The organism is Macellibacteroides fermentans, assembly GCF_013409575.1.
Taxonomy (GTDB): Bacteria; Bacteroidota; Bacteroidia; order Bacteroidales; family Tannerellaceae; genus Macellibacteroides; species Macellibacteroides fermentans.
This window is the reverse complement of sequence record NZ_JACCCY010000002.1, coordinates 897,929-916,556: the sequence shown is the minus strand read 5'-3', so window position 1 is coordinate 916,556 and position 18,628 is coordinate 897,929. Positions and strand designations below refer to the sequence as shown.

The window sequence follows — 18,628 nt, the reverse complement described above, 5'->3', positions numbered from 1 at the left end:
GCGTTTGAGTTAAATAAAATTAGATAGCTGTAACCGGACGGTTTGCTACATCTTTACCAAATTCTTTGTTAGGCTGGTTACCCATTACAAATTTGAGTGTACCACCATTCATTATATCCTGATAAAGAATATAGGATTTTTCATATGGTTTGCCGTTCAAAGTTACCGATTGAATATAGATATTTTCTTTCGAATTGTTTTCTGTTACCACTTCGAAACGTTTTCCACCGAGTAGTGTAACCGAGGCTTTGTCGAACAACGGACTACCAAATACAAATACACCATTAGAAGGATTTACCTGATAGAATCCTAATGCCGACATGATATGCCAGGCCGACATCTGTCCGCAATCTTCGTTTCCTATAATACCATCCGGAGCATCCGTATAGAATTCATTTTGAATATATCTAACCATTTTAGCTGTTTTCCACTGCTCGCCGGCATACGGATATAAATATGCGACATGGTGACTAGGCTCATTTCCATGAGCATACTGACCAATCAGTCCGGTTATATCGGCCGAATAGCCTTCACCCATATCGCCTTCTGCAACAAACAGAGAGTCTAATTTGGATATAAAAGGTTCGTCGCCGCCAAACAACTCAATGAGACCTTCAGGGTGTTGCGGAACAAAAAAAGTATACTGCCAGCCGGTACCCTCACAAAAATCACCTGTTCCATGAACAGACAAAAAAGGATCATAAGGAGCAGTCCATTTCCCGGCAGAATTTTTCGGACGGATGTAATTTATATCCTTATCAAAGTATTGTGTATAGTATTTTCCTCTTTTCAGATATTCGTTGTATACAGAATCCTTACCCATCTTTTTGGCCATCTGTGCAATACCCCAGTCTCCCACAGCATATTCCATAGCCACCGAAGTTGCTTCATGTAACTTATCGCAGGGAATATAGCCTAGTTCCATTACATAAGGAACTCCTTTCTGCTTGGGGTATGTAGAAGACACAAGCATGGCATTCATCGCCCTCTCTGCATCAAAGCCGGATAATCCTTTCAAATAAGCATCGGCAATAACCGGGATTGCACTGTAACCAGGCATACACTCCGTTTCACCTCCAACCAAAGGCCAGATAGGAAGTTTACCCTGTTGATCATAAATACCAAGATATGAATTAATCATATCCCCTACCATATCAGGCTTGATAACTGTAAATAATGGATTCAACGTACGATATGTATCCCAAAGTGAGAAAGTAGAATAATTCTTCCAGCTAACATTGGTATAAACCGAATCATTATGTCCGCGGAAATCTCCATTCACGTCACAGTATAAAGTTGGAGCAATAAATGTATGATACAAAGAGGTATAAAATATTTTCTTCGCACGTTCGTCTTTTGTATCGACATCGATACAAGACAACGCTTCGTTCCAAACTGTTTTGGCATTTAGTTTTACCTGATCGAAATCCCAGTGAGCCAATTCTGATTCCATATTTGCTTTAGCATTGGCACAACTAACTGAAGAAATGGCAACCTTAATCAATACAGATTCCGGATTCTTTTCGAATGAAATCACGCCCTTTACTGCAGGACCAGTCAAAGTGCCCTCAGCCGCAGGTTCATCATCGTTAAAAAGTTGCAAAACCTTCATAGGCTGGTCGCACTTTAAGGTAAAGAAAACCTTGTGTTGCGGGCTCCATCCTTTGGAAAAACGATATCCTTCGATTGTAAATTCGTCCAACTGCTTCAGGTAAGTATCATACGCATTGTCGCCATTTCCTTCCTTCAGATTAATAAGAATATGTGCTTCTTCTTTAGGAAAAGTATAGCGGTGCATGGCCACACGTTCGGTTGCGGTAAGCTCTGCTTTCACTCCATTATCCATCAACAAGGAATAGAAACCAGGTGTAACAATTTCATTCTCGTGCTTGTAATAAGAAGAACAACTCCCTTCAATATTATCTTGCTCACCACGGGCCGTTCTTACAGTTCCCGTATAAGGCATCAATAAAATATCGCCTAAATCGGCACACCCGGTCCCACTTAAGTGTGTGTGAGAGAATCCAATAATCACACTATCCGAATAATGGTACCCCGAACACCAGTCCCAGCCCTTATGAATATTCTGCGGACCAACCTGAACAGCTCCAAAAGGAACATTGGCACCTACAAATACATGGCCGTGCGCTCCGGATCCGATATACGGATCCACATAAGATACATAATCCTTAACCTCGGCTTTCTCCTTAACTGAACAGGAGAAAGAAAAGAATGTCAGGCATACAAAGATGCCTGACATAACCTTACTACTGAATAATTTCATTATCTATTTATTTTTTCTCATTTACAGAGAATGAATATGGAAAATCTGAAGTCTGAATACCTCTTTGTTTATTTGGAGTTTCACTCATACGGATATTTATTTCTCCTCCATTTTGCAAATCAGCATGTTTCAGGTAATTTTTAGTATAGTTTTTACCGTTCAGAGTCATCGATTCTATGTAACGAGTCTTCGCATTGTTTTCAGGAGCATTAATCACCATTTTATTTCCATTTTCAAAAGTAATAGTCGCTTTTTTAAACAATGGAGCCCCCATCACATATTCGTCCGTACCAGGACATACCGGATAAAATCCCAATGCAGAAAACACATACCAGGCAGAAGTCTGACCATTATCTTCGTCACCACAATACCCATCCGGATTACAAGTATACATTCTGTTCATCACTTCACGCAACCAATACTGGGCTTTCCATGGTTCTCCAGCATAGTTATACATATAAATCATATGCTGAATAGGCTGATTTCCATGCGCATAGTTACCCATGTTCATAATCTGCATCTCCCGGATCTCATGAATTACTCCACCATAATAGCTATCGTCGAAAACAGGAGGTACGGCAAATACAGAATCAAGCATCTGAACAAAGTCTTTTTTACCACCCATCAAGTCGATCAATCCCTGTGGATCATGGAATACAGACCAAGTATAATGCCAGCTGTTACCTTCGGTAAAAGCATCCCCCCATTTCAAAGGAGAGAAAGGAGACATAAATTTACCATCGGCATTTTTACCGCGCATAAGTTTGGTTTCCTTATCGTAGAGATTCTTATAATTCATTGCACGTTTGGCATATAAATCAACTTCCTTTTTGGGACGTTTCAGATCTTTAGCCAATTTATAAATACACCAGTCATTATAAGCATATTCCAGCGTACGAGCAGCATTTTCATTAATCTTCACATCGTACGGCACATAACCAAGCTTGTTGTAATACTCGTGACCAAGTCTACCTGTTGAAGAAACCTTTGGGTGAACATTTTCTGTACCGTGGATAAGTCCGCTGTAAAGAGTTTCCAGGTCGTCTACCTTCACCCCTTTCATGTAAGCATCAACCAAAATAGACGCAGAGTTGTTTCCAACCATACAACCGCGGTGACCCGGGCTCGCCCATTCGGGGAAAAATCCACTTTCTTTATACGTATTGATCAGACCTTCCTGCATCTCTTTATTTACAGAGGGGAACATCATGTTAAGGAAGGGGAACAGACAACGGAATGTATCCCAAAATCCCGTATCAGTATACATATAGCCAGGCAGTACCTCGCCGTTGTAAGGGCTATAGTGCATAACCTTTCCGGCAGCATCAATTTCGTGAAACTTACGTGGGAAAAGAAGCGAACGATACATACAGGAATAAAAGGTACGATATTGATCTAATGTTCCACCTTCTACTTCTATTTTACTCAAAACTTTATTCCACTCGGCTTTTCCCTGAGCAGCTACGGCATCAAAACTGTTACTTCCTAACTCTTTAAGGTTAAGATCCGCCTGATCAAAACTAATAAATGAGGAAGCAACTTTTGCATGTACCACTTCACCCTTTTTTGTTTTAAAACCAATAACCGCACCTACGTGGTTTGATTTTTGTTCTTTATCATTTTTCAAAGCACCGTCTGCAAATGTATATTCGTATGTAAACGGTTTATCGAATGTTATAACAAAGTAATTTTTAAAGTTGGCAGGAACACCTCCACTGTTTTTGGTTGTATAGCCGATAATTTTATTTTCGTTTGGTAAAATCTTAACATATGAACCCTTATCAAGAGCATCAATCACCACATACGAACTATCGCTTTGTGGAAATGTAAACCGAAACATAGCGGCACGTTCTGTAGGAGTAATTTCAGTCACTACATCATGTTCAGCCAAATATACTTTGTAATAGTACGGTTTAGCTACTTCCGATTTATGAGAAAACCAACTGGCCCGTTTATCCTGATCAAAAGCAGGAGCACCTACCACAGGCATGATGGCAAACTGACCGTAATCATTGATCCATGGACTTGGCTGATGTGTCTGCTTAAAGCCACGAATCTTGTTTTCGGTATAAACATAGGCCCATCCATCACCCATTTTGCCTGTCTGAGGCATCCAGAAGTTCATACCCCAGGGACGGGCAATTGCAGGATAGGTATTCCCTGTAGATAATTGGAATGTCGATTGCGTTCCGATCAACGGATTAACATACTCGACGGGGTCAAATACGGCTTCAGTCACTGAAGCTACTGCAGGTTTCCCGATCCAGCTTAAAGCCATCGCAAGAACCACTGCACAAGCATTTTTACTCTTCATCATAAGAATTAATATTGGTTGCAATAATTTACAAAGTAACTAAAAAGAGGTGAATATACAGAGGCTATAATACCCGGAAACTGTCAAAAAACAATAAAAAAAGGCCCGGGTTATCTACCCGGACCTTTTCTTTATTAAATCTTAATCATTTTCATAACCGGGATTCTGAACCAACGAAGGATTACGTTGCATTTCATTATCAGAGATTGGCCATAACAGATGCTTTGTTTGGAAAGTTTGTCCCCATGGGTTTACTGCTCCAACCACATTAACGAAGGTTACAGTACCAGGTGCACTATCCGAAGTTTTAGGATACATACGTGTACGTTGAATATCAGACCAGATACGCATTTCCAATGGAAGTTCACGCATACGTTCAATCCATACCTGCTGAACAAATGCCTCTTTAGATAAACCGGTAAGAGAAGCTTCTATAGCAGAACGGCTTGTAGTAGTATAAGCTCTTGCACGAACATCAGTCAGGTATTTCACAGCCTCGGCAGTAACACCTTCCGATTGAGCAATGGCTTCTGCCGCAATCAATAATACTTCAGCATAACGATAAACAGCCAGGTCCTTTCCACATTTACCTGTAGAAAGCATTGACGATTCGTCGTACCACAACCAAGGTGCCGGAGATGCGTTTTCAGGGAATACTTTCGTAATAGTCTGGCCATCCTTTTCATATGTATAAGTAGTATGGAAGAACTGGCGCTCCTGGATACGTAAATCCTTCTCGCGGTCGTACACATTCAAATACTGTTTAACCGGACGATAAGCGTTATTCGTAATTGAATACTTGAAAATACCCCATGTAGCAGCTACGTTAGGCATTGAAATCTGCGGACGGGCATTCGTTGAAATACTAGCATCCGACTCATACGTGTAAACATACTCGATATTGTTATCTTCTGTACGCATTACATTGTAAGCACTTGTTTCAGGAGTAGCACCATTCTCAATCAATTTGTGTTTACCGCTATTGATTACGTTACGTGCAGCAGTTGCTGCAGCAGCGTATTGATTAGATTGAAGTGGGAAACCGCTCATATTTAAATAAACATCTGCCAAAAGCGTTTCGGCTGTATTTTTGGTAATACGATGTTTATTGTTTGTAAATGCTTCGTTGGGAAGACTGGCAACAGCATCCTTCAGGTCTTTTACAATCAGCGCATAAACTTCTGCAGAAGCGGTTCGTGTAACATACATATTTTCAGACGATTCATACGGTTCTGTAATCAAAGGTACATCGCCGAAGAATTTAACCAAATAAAAATAGTTGAAAGCACGGAAGAATTTAGCCTCGCCTAATAAAGTTGTAATTTCAGATTGCTGTAAATCCGGAGTCTTATCAATATACTTGATAGCCGTATTTGCACGTGAAATTGCACCATAGCAACCATCCCAAACGCCATCCATCGTTCCGGCGATGTTCTTTGATGTTATAGACAATTTCTGACTATAGTCGGCAACAACCTCTTGTCCTTTATATTCATTATCAAAAAAACCGGACAAATATCCACCTAAAGTTACAGTAGAAGGCATATAAACACCACCATTTCCGTAAAATTCAGGAGCACCTTTACGGTACAAAGCGTTAACGGCATTGTAAGCGTGAGAAGGAGCAGAAAAGTTCTGTCCGGTACTCATTTCACTTTTGGGTTTTTCTTCAAGAAAGTCGCTACAAGAGGTAGACACATTCAGTAAACCCACACACATTAATCCAAAAAATATCTTTTTCATTTCCATACGATTCGAAGGTTATTAAAATGTAACATTCACACCAAGTGTATAAGTTCTTGGCTTCGGATACTGATAGAAGAACATATTCTGTCCCCATTGGTTAGAACCTTGAGAAGTACCTTCAGGATCATATCCCTGGAAGTCTTTTGAATCAAGGACAAAAGCATTGTTTACGCTGGCGTACACGCGAAGTGCACCTAAACGTAATGATTGTAATGCTTTGGCATCAAATGTATAGCCCAACTGAATCAGGTTACCACGGATGTATGATCCGTCGGCTACCCAATGTGAGTCAAGTTCTGAACTCTGACCAGACAAATTAGCGTTACGGACTGCCTGAACCATGGTGTTAGGGTTAGAACCGTTGTAGCCTTCATGCAAGATTGAAGCCAAACCGCTTGTATAACCGAAACGGTCTTCTGCCGAGTGATAGAACTGTTGTAAAATATCAACACCAGCTACGAATTGCAAATCTACAGTCAAATCAAAATTCTTATAGTTGAATGTATTAATCAAGCTACCTGTAAAATCTGGAATACCTTTACCTAAGATTTTCTTTTCTTTCGAGCGTTTAGCCTGACCTACTCTTGCACCTGCAGCTTCAGCCTGTGCTCTTTCCTCAACTGTCCAAACACCCAGACGTTCGTAACCCCAGAATGAGCTTAACGATTCGCCTACACGTAAGATTGTCTGGCTACCAGACACCCAACCCGGACCAGGAAGAATATCTTCGTTATTCTCACCCAGTTGTTTAATTTTATTACGGTTATAGTTCACATTCAATGTTGTATTCCATGAGAAATCTTTCGTCTGAACGTTTACACTGTTCAACATAAAGTCCACACCAAAGTTTTCCACCTCGCCGATATTGTCGATAATTGAAGAGAAACCAGTACTATGAGGAACCGGGCTGTCCAACAACAAGTCGGTTGTAAGCTTGTAGTAATAAGACACATCAAAATTCAAACGGTTTTTAAACATATTCAAGTTAAAACCAAAGTCGAATTGATTTGTCTTTTCCCACTCAAGATCCGGATTAGCCAGACGAGCCACATACGATGTTGCCTGACGGCCACCATCAATCAAAGCAGTACCTGAAGAAATTGTTGCCAATGATTTGTAAGGATCGATTTCGCTGTTACCCGTTACACCATAACTGGTATGGAACTTTAGCTGATCGATAGCAGTCATATCCTCCATAAAACCTTCGTTAGAAGCCAACCAACCCAAACCTAAGGATGGGAAGAATGCATATTTGTTGTTAGCTCCAAATTTAGATGAACCGTCCATACGGGCAGTAACTGTAGCCATGTAACGATCATTATACGTATAAGCACCTCTTAAGAAGTAAGAGTTCATAGCCCATCTGTTATAATTTGACGTTGGAGGTTCCGGAGTCTTTGCTGCACCCAAGTTATTATATCCGTAAAAGTTATCAGAGAATCCTGAAGCGGCAACAGACATATAGTTATACGTTCTTTCCTGCCATGACAAACCGGCTACAGCATTTACACGGTGTTTTCCAAATACCTTATTATAAGAAAGGTAAGTTTCTTCCTGCCAGTAAAGCTGCTGGGTATCACTCATAAACGCATATCCGTTGGGAGATGAAATATTGATCAAATCCGTTGGTGAATATTCTCTCCATTTACGAAGGTGAGCATCTACCCCGATCTGTGTTCTAAGATCCAATCCAGGTAACAGGTGGAAAGTCAGCGCCGCATTACCAAAAATCTGTGTTCTGTAACGCATACGTTCCATTGTTTCCAAAGCATGAACCGGGTTAGCCATCGCTTCGAAGCTAAAATCGGAAGTAGAGAATGAGTTAGACCATTTTCCATTCGGATATTTAACCGGGAAAATAGCCGGCATTTCAATCATAGTACGACGTGCAACCTGTCCGCCGCCACCTTCGTCGGTATCATTTTGCCAGGTATGGTTAACCAAGACATTTACACCGGTTGACAACCAGCTTAATGGTTTTGCATCGTAAGTAAGTTTAGCGTTGATACGTTTCATAAATGTATTCAACATAACTCCCTGCTGGTCTGTGTAGTTTAAGAATGCGCCGACTGACGAATTCTTTCCACCTTGTTGAATGCTTAGCTGATGATTGTGAGACAAAGCTGTGCGAGTTGCCTCATCCTGCCAGTCTGTATCATATTTAGGACTTCCGTCTGCATTGAAAAGTTCGGTATCTTTCAATGTAAGTGTTTTAGTACTTCCATACCATTTACGATCATTTTCGTAACTTACATTCATTGCTTCCATAAATTCGGCTGCATTCATTACATCCATTTTGCTGGCAGCTTGCGAAAGACTTACATATCCATTGTAGCTTACCTTTACACCTTCACCTGCAATACCACGTTTTGTAGTAACCATAAGAACACCGTTTGCTCCGCGGGCACCATAAATAGCCGTAGCCGAAGCATCCTTCAACACCTCGATACGTTCGATGTCATTAGGGTTAAGGAATTGGAAATCTTCCATTACAACACCGTCAACCACATACAAAGGATTTGATGAAGAGTTGATGGTACCGATACCACGAATCATTACACGGGTAGCACCACCAGGCTGTCCTGAGTTTGTAAAGATGTTCACACCAGATGCCTTACCCTTCAAACCAGCCAATGCATTAAATGAAGAGGTTTTCAGAATATCGTCCGCATTCGCAACAGATATTGAACCTGTTACATCCGATTTACGTTGAGTACCATAACCAACCACAACCACTTCGTCGAGTGTTTGTGTATCTTCAGTAAGCACGATGTTTATATTAGACTGGTTGCCTACAGCAACCTCTTTTGAAAGGTAACCGATATATGAAACTTGTAATACAGCTCCTGCAGGTACTTCCAATGAATATTTACCGTCAAAATCGGTAGTAGTACCCAATGATGAACCTTTTACAAGCACATTGGCTCCAATAATGGCTTCGCCTTTGGAATCGGTAATTGTACCCGTAACCACTTTGCCTTGCTGGGCAATCGCAGGAGAAGCATTTTTAGTCAACACAATGTAGTCGTTTTCGAAGGCGTACTTTACATCAGTACCCGCAAAGGCTTCGGCCAAGCATTGAGCTACCGATTTATTGCCGTTTTTAACAGCAATAGCCTCTTCTACATTCACTTCACTTTTACTATAAACAAACAGGTATTCTGTCTGTTTTTCAACTTGGTCGATAAAATTTCCGACCGTCATGTTACTTCCCGAAATATTCACTTTAGCGTTCTGCGAACTTGTGTTCGTTGCAAACGAAGCAAATACACATAGGAAAAGAAGAAAAGAGGTAATTCTCATAACATTCAAAAATTTCTTTAAATGATAATTTTGAAATAATAAAAGATTGGACAAAGGATCTTTTTCCATAACTTTGTACTGTTTACGTGTTAATACTTGAATTTATAATTTTTGTGTTAGCATTATGTCGGTGGATGCGGGAACATCTGCCGGCATTTTTTTTACGACCTTCTATGTCATAGGCTGATTCTATTTTAAAGGTTACACATAATATGGTTTCTATCTGTTTTAAATCTTATCTGTTTTAAATTACTTATTTTATGGTAATTGTATTTTTATCATCGTCTTTTACAAATGAAAATGGATATGCCTTTTGAAGTGTTTTTAAAACACTTTCGATACCATCTCTTTGTCTGAATTTGGCTGTAAACTTATTTCGTTTCAGTTTATCGTTATGTACATAGATGGTTATATCATAATAAAGTTCCAATTTCTTCACCATATCCACAAAAGGAACATCGTCGAAGGCATAAATACCCGATCGCCACAATAACAAATCGTTTATCGAGTATTTAGTTTTCACCAATTTGTCATCCTTCAGCTCTACTGTTTCAGACGGGCTCAGTATCATGGTATGAGAATCATCTTTCTTATCAGACACTTTTACCGATCCTTCCACCAAGGTAGTCGAAAATTCGGGTTTTCCCTTATAGGCAAAAACATTGAATTTGGTTCCTAATACCCGGATATCCATTTTCTCGGTCGACACCACGAACGGAAGCTCTTCGTTTCTTTGAACTTCAAAAAAAGCCTCGCCATCCAGCTCCACCTTTCTTACATCGTCGGCAAATCGGTTGGGATACCGCAACGTAGAACTTGCATTCAACCAAACGACTGTTCCATCATACAATGTTACTTTGGCCCGTTGTCCGGCAGGTGTGGCAAATTCTTCGTAACCTGCCAACGCATCCCGGTTCATGGGAGTAACAAACTGCGTTAGAATTGTCCAGGTTGCAGCAACAGCCACAACCACCGTCGCTGCGTACCCGAACATTGGTCTAATATAATGAATAAAAAATCGCTTTTTCTCCTCTTTTCTAAATTGGGCAAGCTTCCGGTTGGCCAATTGCTTATCAGCAGGTTTAGATAAAGAAGACAATGCCCAAACATTCTGCATTTCGGCAAAGGCTTTCTTATCCTCGGGCGATTGCTGAAGTTTACGAAAGAGTTCCTGTCTTTCTTGCGGAGACAACTCTCCATTAAAATATCTTATAAATAGATCGTGCATTCTTTTTTGGGGCATTTACAGTAAGAGCGATCGGAGGTAGATTTACCACCAAGGCAATTCTTAAATTTTACATACTTTAACAAATGTATAAAAAAAGCAGCAGAGGTAAATAATCCTTTAATTCTTCACGTAATTTCTTTAATGCTATGGAAATCTGACCTTCAACGGTGTTTACCGACAGATTGAGTTCTTCGGCGATTTCTTTATACTTTTTACCCTCAATACGACTTTTAATAAAAATCAGACGACATCTTTCGGGTAGTTTATCGATGGCATTTCTAAGTAAAGTTTCAATATCCTCTTCAGAACTAAAATTATGATCAAAAGATTCCAATGCAAACAGTTTCACATTCAGCTCCTCGTTGTACTCGTGTTTTACATTTTCGGAGTACATCTGCTCCACCATTTGATGACGTAGAAAATCAATACATTTATTCTTAACCAGTGTAAAAAGATAAGCAGTAAGGCTTACGTCAACACGCAAAGCTTCTCTTTTCTCCCAAAGCATCAAGAAAATATCCTGAACAATATTCTCGGCCTCTTCATCAAATAATACGTATTCTTTGGCAAACAGGAATAGCCTCGAAAAATTATTGACATAAATTGAATCAAAATTTTCCTTTACACTCAATGCGATAGGTCTATCTTCCTGGTAAATCATAATTAACTATTAAACAGGATTTACTATTATATTAATACTAGTCTAAAAACATTTTAGTAGCCTTGTAATTAGTCGCTCTCTGCGAATTCAATTTTGCAAATGTACATTATTTTTTAAGTTTTTACACATTCATTCTAATTAAACCACAATTAAAATCATCCTACAAATCAGATCCGAAGAATTGCAGGCAATAAAAAAACGACTAACTTTGCTCACGTTAAAATTCTTAAATCCATTCGATTATGAAAAAATGTGTGTTATTTTTATTCTTGTTATTTGCAGTTCTTTGTACCATCCAGGCCTCTTCTTTGAAATCTAAAAACAATGGGAAACCCTTTTTAAAGGTTAAAGGACAAGATATTGTTACCCCCAACGGAGAATCATTTCTCATACAGGGAATTAATCTTGGAAACTGGCTGAATCCGGAAGGATATATGTTTTTATTTAAAGATGTAAGCTCATACCGGCTGATTGACCAGGCTTTCAGGGAAATGGTTGGTCCCGATTTTACAGACCAGTTCTGGAAAACATTTAAAGATAATTACATTACACGCGAAGACATAGCCTACATCAAGCAAACAGGCATGAACTCCATCCGTTTACCCTTCCATTACAAATTATTTACCGACGAAGACTATATGGGTCTGAAAAGTAATCAGGATGGATTTGCCCGTGTGGACAGTGTCATAAAATGGTGCAAGACCGAAGGTCTTTATGTTATTCTGGATATGCATGATGCCCCAGGCGGACAAACAGGCGATAACATAGATGACAGCTACGGCTACCCCTGGCTGTTTGAAAGTGAAACCAGTAAGCAGTTATTCAGTGAAATATGGAAAAAGATTGCCGACAGATACAAAAACGAACCGACTGTTTTGGGATACGATCTCTTAAACGAACCCATCGCCACCTATTTTACCAATAAGGAGGAAATAAACAAGTTATTGGTTCCGGTCTATAAAAGAGGTGTAGAAGCCATCCGGAGTGTAGATCCCAACCACATTATTCTGTTGGGTGGAGCACAATGGAACAGCAATTTCAGTATGTTCGACGAGAAAGCGATAGACAGCAATATGTTATATACCTGTCACCGGTACTGGTGTGACACTCTGCAGTCTAATTTACAAGATTTCATTGATTTCCGGAACAAGGTAAATCTTCCGTTGTATATGGGTGAGACGGGCGAAAACACCGACGAATGGGTTGGAGGATTTCGCAGACTTATGGAACGGAATAATATGGGATGGCACTTCTGGCCCTACAAAAAAATGGAGAAAACAAGTTGTATGGTACATATAAAGAAACCCGCCAACTGGGATCTGATTGTGGAATACACGCAAAAACCCCGCAACAACTTCAACGAAATTCGTGCTGCAAGACCCGATCAGGAGCTTGTTAAGAAAGCGATGCTTGAATTACTTGAAAATATAAAGTTTGCACATTGCATTAAAAACCAAGGATACATAAAAGCACTTGGCATGAAACCGTAATACAGGCGAGGAGACTATATACTTATTGTTACAACTATCATAATGTAGTCTCCTTGCTAATTTTCGTTATTAAAACACAAAAAAACATCCTTAAAATCGAATTAGAGGTTAAATTTAATACCTTTGATGCCCAAAATGTAATGAGATTATAAATAATGGTATCAAAAGAGCTACGTGCCGATTTACAATTAAAATGGCAACGCATCCAGCAAGCGATGCAGATGGTGAATGCAGACGGTTGTCTGCTGTCTGTTGATGTAAATCTTTTTTATACAACCGGTCAGATTTTTAGTGGTTATTTCTATCTTCCCAGTCAGGGTGAACCCTGCTTTTTTGTAAAAAGGCCCAACGGAATTACAGGAAGCAATGTAGAATACATTCGTAAACCTGAACAAATTCCGGCCCTACTTGCCGAAAAAGGTATAAATCAACCTAATAAACTGCTGCTGGAAGCCGACGAATTAAGTTATAACGACTACATCCGTCTGCAACAACTTTTTAATCCGAAAGAGACAGGCAATGCCACTACGCTGATGCGCAATGTCCGGATGGTAAAAACCCCTTGGGAAATAAGTCAGTTCCGGATATCAGCTAAAGGTCATGCCGCCACTTATGCAGAAATACCCTCTTGTTACCGACCGGGAATCACCGATCTTGAATTTCAATACGAGATAGAGAACAAAATGCGTCGCCAGGGATCCATCGGTATATTCAGGGCTTTTGGAGCCAATATGGATATACACATGGGAAGTATTCTTGCCGGCGATAATGCCGAAGCCCCCTCTCCTTTCGATTTTGCTTTGGGAGGACAAGGTATGGATCCGTCTTGTCCATTGGGTGCCAACGGCACAATCCTGAAAGAAGGAACTTCCGTTATGGTTGATATGGCCGGCAACTATTCGGCTTACCTAACGGATATGACACGTGTATATGCCATCGGCAAACTTCCGGAACTGGCTTATAAAGCGCATCAGGTTTCTCTTGCCATTCAGCATGAGATAGAAAATATGGCCAGACCCGGCACTCCATGTGCCGACTTATACAATCTGGCTTTCCAAATGGCCGAAAGAGAAGGGTTAGCCGATTATTTTATGGGAACCAAGCAACAGGCTAAATTTGTTGGTCATGGCATAGGTCTTCAGATCAATGAATTACCGGTACTTACCCCCCGTTCTAAAGAATTATTGGAAGAAAACATGACTTTTGCACTCGAGCCCAAGTTTGTTATTCCGGGTACTGGTGCCGTTGGAGTTGAGAATAGTTACCTTGTAACGAATAATGCGGTTGAAAAACTAACATTGTTTGAAGAAAACATTATTCAGCTTTAAATGAAAAACCAATTGTAATAAATATAAAACAGGTAAATAACACATTCGAAACAATTGTGTTGTTTATTTGTTTTCTCAATCAGACCATATTAAAAAAACTAATTAAGAATCATATGAAGAAATCGATGAGCTTTTTGCTGTTACTGGCCATTCTGATAGGTCCTTTAAAAGCGGCTGACATTGAAAATGTCAAACCTGTCAAGAATATTATATTATTAATTCCGGATGGGACATCCCTTTCAACGGTGTCGATCGCGCGTTGGTTACAATGGTATAACAACCCCGACATGCCCAATCTGGCAATTGATCCTTACATGTGCGGTACCGTACGCACCTTCTCGTCGAACGCCCCTATCGGCGACTCGGCTCCTACAACTTCATGCTACATGACGGGAATTCCAAGTATTGCAGGATACGTATCCACACATCCGGTTCAGGATGCAGCCAACGACATCTTGCCCATCGATTCCACCCGTGCTTATCAGCCATTAGTTACCGTGCTTGAAGCTGCTAAAATGAAGTATGGCAAATCTACCGGACTGGTTTTTACCTGCGAATTTCCGCATGCCACACCGGCCGACTGTTCTGCGCACAGTTACAATAGAGGAAAATATGAATGGATTGCCCCCCAGATGGCACACAACGATCTGACGGTTGTTATCGGTGGCGGAACTTCGTTATTGCCGGCCGAGAGTGAATCGTATCTGCGCAACAACGGCTACAGTGTTTTTAAAGACAACCTGAAGGGTATGCGCGAGTTTAAAGGCGAAAAAATGTGGTCTTTATTTTCTGAAAAGGAAATGCCTTATGATATAGATCGTGATACAACAGCCACCCCGAGTCTGGAAGAGATGACCCGTACCGCTATCAGCAAGTTGTCTCAAAACGAAAAGGGATTCTTTTTAATGGTAGAAGGAAGTAAAATAGACTGGGCTGCCCATGCCAATGATCCAATGGGAATGGCTTCAGATTACCTGGCTTTCGACCGTGCCTGTGGTGCTGCTCTTGAATTTGCAAAAGCCAACGGAGAGACGGCCGTAATCATTGTTCCCGATCATGGCAACAGCGGTATCAGCCTGGGTTCTTCAAGATGCAGCAATTACAGCAAGCTTACAAAAGATCAGTTATTCGGACAATTTGCTCAATACAAACTTACATCCGAAGGTTTTCAAGCGATGCTGAACAGCAGACCAGCCTCTGAAGTACAAAATATCTTCCGTACGTATGCCGGATTCGAGCTAAACGACGACGAACTGAAAATGCTTTACAACAACAAAGGATACAAAAACAGTCCGATACCGTTGGAAGAGCGCGCAAAAGGTCCTGAATTGGAATCATTGTACAGTGGATCATTATCCGGATTCATAGCCAAGCTTCTTACTTCAAAAACCTGTTTCGGATTTACAACGGGCGGACATACCGGCGAAGAGGTGTTTTTAGCAGCCTATCATCCCGAAGGAGATGTTCCGATGGGGGTTCTTACCAATGTAGACTTAAACCATTACATGTGTGCATTATTTGAAATTAAGGGTGAATTGGACGAGATGTCCAACCAAACCTTTGCAAAACACACGGATGTGTTTAAAGGTTACAAATACGAGATAGTTCCTTCCACCGAAAAGAACGGGACTCCTACCCTTGTAGTAAAAAGCAAGAAAAAACAACTTACCATCAAACCTTTTACCAATCTTATTCAAACAGGTAAAAAAGGTACCGAAACAATCAAACTTAATTCGGTAGTGGTATATGTAGATAAAAACAACACCTTCTATCTTCCTTCAGATTTAGCCAAGCATCTGTAAGCCGAATTTTGAGGTGAATATAAAAAACCCGTATCAGTCTTAAATGTCTGATACGGGTTTTTTATTTCCAATCTTTTGAAAAGCAATGCGGGCTGTACCGTTTGAAACGTAAATGATGCCGCAAGGGAGAAATCCGTTTTTCTTTAATATATGCTGCATCACCACATTGTCATGATGGGTGTCTACCCGGATGTTCGGGATCTGTTCAAAACACCACTGCAAACAATAGGATCCAACATCCTTAACTTTCCCCGATCCTGCCAATCGATGCACAACGCCATATGGTTCATCGTTCAACCATTTCCCATCGTCTATCCTTGCATACGTAGGATCTTCACCAATCCTGAAATAAAAGGTGGCTACTATCTCGTTTTCCGCATCCAGACAAACATAGCTGTATCCGTTTTCGATATCCGCAAGTATCACTTCACGCGAAGGATAGCCATTAATCCATTGATTTCCATTTCCGGTTTCTTGCATAAATTGCCTGGCTCTGTTGTAAATAGCCATCAAAATATCCAGTTCCTCCAACCGGGTTTTTCTTATAATCATACGCTATGTTATTTTATATCATTCAAACAAAGGTCTAAAATAGTCAAAAAACTTTTATTTACGAGATGTGATTGATAATTGATTCCAGGTTCTCCTCCTTTTCATTCATACGTTGTTTAATCCTGAATCGTTTTGTCAGTACCGATTCGTATTTGCAACAAGTAAGAGATGCGATATATTCGTTGGATATACGAAGTTTTATCAGACAGCAGATCAGGATATCATGCGATTTGAGAGCAGGATAACGTATACGCAGTTTTGTTGCAAAATCATTGCATTCTTTGTCCATAAGATCGGGCAGCTGATTTTGTTCTGTTTCCGACATAATTGAATCACCCGGCTTCCAGGATCTCAAACGGTCGATAAGGCTATATTGCGATTCGATACCGGCATTTATAACCGTTATTTTTTCTTTCCGCTTTGCGAGTAAATCAATTTCCCGGTTCAGTTCCTCACGTATCCGTTCAAGTTTTTGATTCTCAATTTTAAGACGGGAAGTTTCATCCTCTTTCTGCTTGAGTTTATACAATTGAACTTCCTTCTCTTCAAGCTTTAAGTTGGTATCCCTGATCAGTTTCTCTTTTTCTGCCACCCATTTTTCATTTTCCTTGATCTGGATCTGATTTGCTTCAATTTGCTTCAAATACACGGAAGTCTTCGCCCTTAAAATTTTAAGCTGATGCTCCTTCTTTTTTCTATATATGTAAAATGCGGTTAAGGTTGCGGCTCCCAGTAATACACTTATCAACAGCACCAGATACAAATTCCTCATGGTACGGGTTTTCTCCAAAAGGATCTCGGTCTTCTCATTTTGAAGTCTTTCATTATCATATTTAGCGATGATTTCTGTAAGATCTTCTGCACTTGAGCGAGTCAAAATCGAATCCTTCAGCGTTGAGTAAACCTTATAATATTCGAGTGCTTTGGTGGGATTATGTTGAGACTCGCTTATCTCTGACAAGTACCTGTAAGCAGACGTTTTCGAAAAAATATTCTCACTACGAATACATTTGTCGATATATACAAGAGCAGAATCTGTTTTACCAGCCTTTCGGTAAATATCTGCAATCGCAAGCGAAGTTTCATCAGTACTAACAATATCCGGATTATAAGTAATAGATTTACGCATATAATATAACACACTGTCCTTCTTTTGTATTTGATCGTACAAAAGAGCGATTTCATATAGTACGTCAGACTGTATACGGGGTTTCTTATACATTTGCGCCATATCGAATGCTCGTTGATAATATGTTAATGATTCATCGTATCTATGCTGAAATAGCCTCATACGGCCCAGATTACGAATCGCATAGGGAGTCGTAGCCGTATCGTTAACCATCAACATCATGTTATAGGAATCCACATAATAGTCGAATGCCTTATCATACATACTCAGCCACATGCTCACCCCTCCCAATTCATTATAGACCAATCCGAGTAATCTGTATGACTTCGTTTTTTTCGCTACAGTTTCTGCTTTTTTGTAGTATAATGCGGCGTCTTCAAACTTTTCCATATCATGATAAACCCGACCTTTAAAAAACAACACTTTGGCTTTCATAGCATTATCTTCGCGATTCTTATAAGCATTATAAACATAGTTTATCAATGAGTCGGACTTGTGTTTTATATAATTTTTATCTTTGGCTTCCACCAAAAGCAAATAGTAGTCAATCTTCTCTTCTTCAGAATTCAAATCACTCTCCGTCATCCCTTCAAGAATCTTCAATGCACTATCCGGACGGATTAACATAAGTGAATCTGCCAATACAAATTGTCGTTTCAATCGAGCTTTGTTATTACAAGAAAAACACCCCACAAACAATAAAACGACAAGAGACAATCCCAGAAGACGAAAAGTGGCAGATAAAGGTAGCATAGTGTTAATTCAATTAAGTGAAATAAGTAATAATGCGA

General features: G+C 40.0%; 11 protein-coding genes. 3 read left to right on the top strand and 8 right to left on the bottom strand.

Annotation, left to right across the window (positions count from 1 at the left end; genetic code table 11):
* Positions 1–19: 19 nt before the first annotated feature.
* The 6 genes from F5613_RS08750 to F5613_RS08725 all read right to left on the bottom strand — a co-directional run bounded on the left by F5613_RS08750 (position 20) and on the right by F5613_RS08725 (position 11,536).
* Positions 20–2,284, bottom strand: coding sequence for a GH92 family glycosyl hydrolase (locus F5613_RS08750; protein ID WP_179399446.1), 2,265 nt, complete (start codon positions 2,282–2,284; stop codon positions 20–22).
* Between the two features lie 7 nt (positions 2,285–2,291).
* Positions 2,292–4,562, bottom strand: a complete 2,271-nt coding sequence (locus tag F5613_RS08745) for a GH92 family glycosyl hydrolase (protein WP_394353459.1) — start codon at positions 4,560–4,562, stop codon at positions 2,292–2,294.
* A gap of 177 nt (positions 4,563–4,739) precedes the next feature.
* A complete protein-coding gene (locus F5613_RS08740; protein WP_179399445.1) occupies positions 4,740–6,341 on the bottom strand; it encodes a RagB/SusD family nutrient uptake outer membrane protein in 1,602 nt (533 codons plus the stop codon).
* 21 nt (positions 6,342–6,362) lie between these two features.
* A complete protein-coding gene (locus tag F5613_RS08735; protein WP_179399444.1) occupies positions 6,363–9,647 on the bottom strand; it encodes a TonB-dependent receptor in 3,285 nt (1,094 codons plus the stop codon).
* Between the two features lie 253 nt (positions 9,648–9,900).
* Positions 9,901–10,875 carry a FecR domain-containing protein gene (locus F5613_RS08730; RefSeq protein WP_068187245.1) on the bottom strand — a complete coding sequence of 325 codons (975 nt, stop codon included), beginning with the start codon at positions 10,873–10,875 and terminating at the stop codon, positions 9,901–9,903.
* Positions 10,876–10,951: 76 nt separating this feature from the next.
* Positions 10,952–11,536, bottom strand: a complete 585-nt coding sequence (locus F5613_RS08725; protein WP_179399443.1) for an RNA polymerase sigma-70 factor — start codon at positions 11,534–11,536, stop codon at positions 10,952–10,954.
* A gap of 242 nt (positions 11,537–11,778) precedes the next feature.
* Here F5613_RS08725 and F5613_RS08720 point away from each other — a divergent pair, with 242 nt between their 5' ends.
* The 3 genes from F5613_RS08720 to F5613_RS08710 all read left to right on the top strand — a co-directional run bounded on the left by F5613_RS08720 (position 11,779) and on the right by F5613_RS08710 (position 16,156).
* Positions 11,779–13,026, top strand: a complete 1,248-nt coding sequence (locus F5613_RS08720; RefSeq protein WP_179399442.1) for a glycoside hydrolase family 5 protein — start codon at positions 11,779–11,781, stop codon at positions 13,024–13,026.
* 155 nt (positions 13,027–13,181) lie between these two features.
* Positions 13,182–14,354 (top strand): M24 family metallopeptidase, encoded by a 1,173-nt coding sequence (locus F5613_RS08715; RefSeq protein WP_179399441.1) that lies wholly within the window; start codon positions 13,182–13,184, stop codon positions 14,352–14,354.
* A gap of 113 nt (positions 14,355–14,467) precedes the next feature.
* Entirely contained in the window at positions 14,468–16,156 is a 1,689-nt protein-coding gene (locus F5613_RS08710; RefSeq protein ID WP_179399440.1) for an alkaline phosphatase, read from the top strand.
* Between the two features lie 39 nt (positions 16,157–16,195).
* Here F5613_RS08710 and F5613_RS08705 read toward each other — a convergent pair whose 3' ends face one another.
* Positions 16,196–16,708: a GNAT family N-acetyltransferase gene (locus F5613_RS08705; protein WP_179399439.1), complete on the bottom strand. Its 513-nt coding sequence runs from the start codon at positions 16,706–16,708 to the stop codon at positions 16,196–16,198.
* 58 nt (positions 16,709–16,766) lie between these two features.
* Positions 16,767–18,497, bottom strand: a complete 1,731-nt coding sequence (locus tag F5613_RS08700; protein ID WP_179399438.1) for a tetratricopeptide repeat protein — start codon at positions 18,495–18,497, stop codon at positions 16,767–16,769.
* Between the last annotated feature and the right edge of the window lie 131 nt (positions 18,498–18,628).

Bases quoted from the DNA above. Each gene is read 5' to 3' on its own strand.
- F5613_RS08740 (WP_179399445.1), bottom strand. From the start codon at position 6,341: ATGAAAAAGATATTTTTTGGATTAATGTGTGTGGGTTTACTGAATGTG.
- F5613_RS08710 (WP_179399440.1), top strand. From the start codon at position 14,468: ATGAAGAAATCGATGAGCTTTTTGCTGTTACTGGCCATTCTGATAGGT.
- F5613_RS08735 (WP_179399444.1), bottom strand. From the start codon at position 9,647: ATGAGAATTACCTCTTTTCTTCTTTTCCTATGTGTATTTGCTTCGTTT.
- F5613_RS08720 (WP_179399442.1), top strand. From the start codon at position 11,779: ATGAAAAAATGTGTGTTATTTTTATTCTTGTTATTTGCAGTTCTTTGT.
- F5613_RS08730 (WP_068187245.1), bottom strand. From the start codon at position 10,875: ATGCACGATCTATTTATAAGATATTTTAATGGAGAGTTGTCTCCGCAA.
- F5613_RS08725 (WP_179399443.1), bottom strand. From the start codon at position 11,536: ATGATTTACCAGGAAGATAGACCTATCGCATTGAGTGTAAAGGAAAAT.
- F5613_RS08745 (WP_394353459.1), bottom strand. From the start codon at position 4,562: ATGGCTTTAAGCTGGATCGGGAAACCTGCAGTAGCTTCAGTGACTGAA.
- F5613_RS08750 (WP_179399446.1), bottom strand. From the start codon at position 2,284: ATGAAATTATTCAGTAGTAAGGTTATGTCAGGCATCTTTGTATGCCTG.
- F5613_RS08715 (WP_179399441.1), top strand. From the start codon at position 13,182: ATGGTATCAAAAGAGCTACGTGCCGATTTACAATTAAAATGGCAACGC.
- F5613_RS08705 (WP_179399439.1), bottom strand. From the start codon at position 16,708: ATGATTATAAGAAAAACCCGGTTGGAGGAACTGGATATTTTGATGGCT.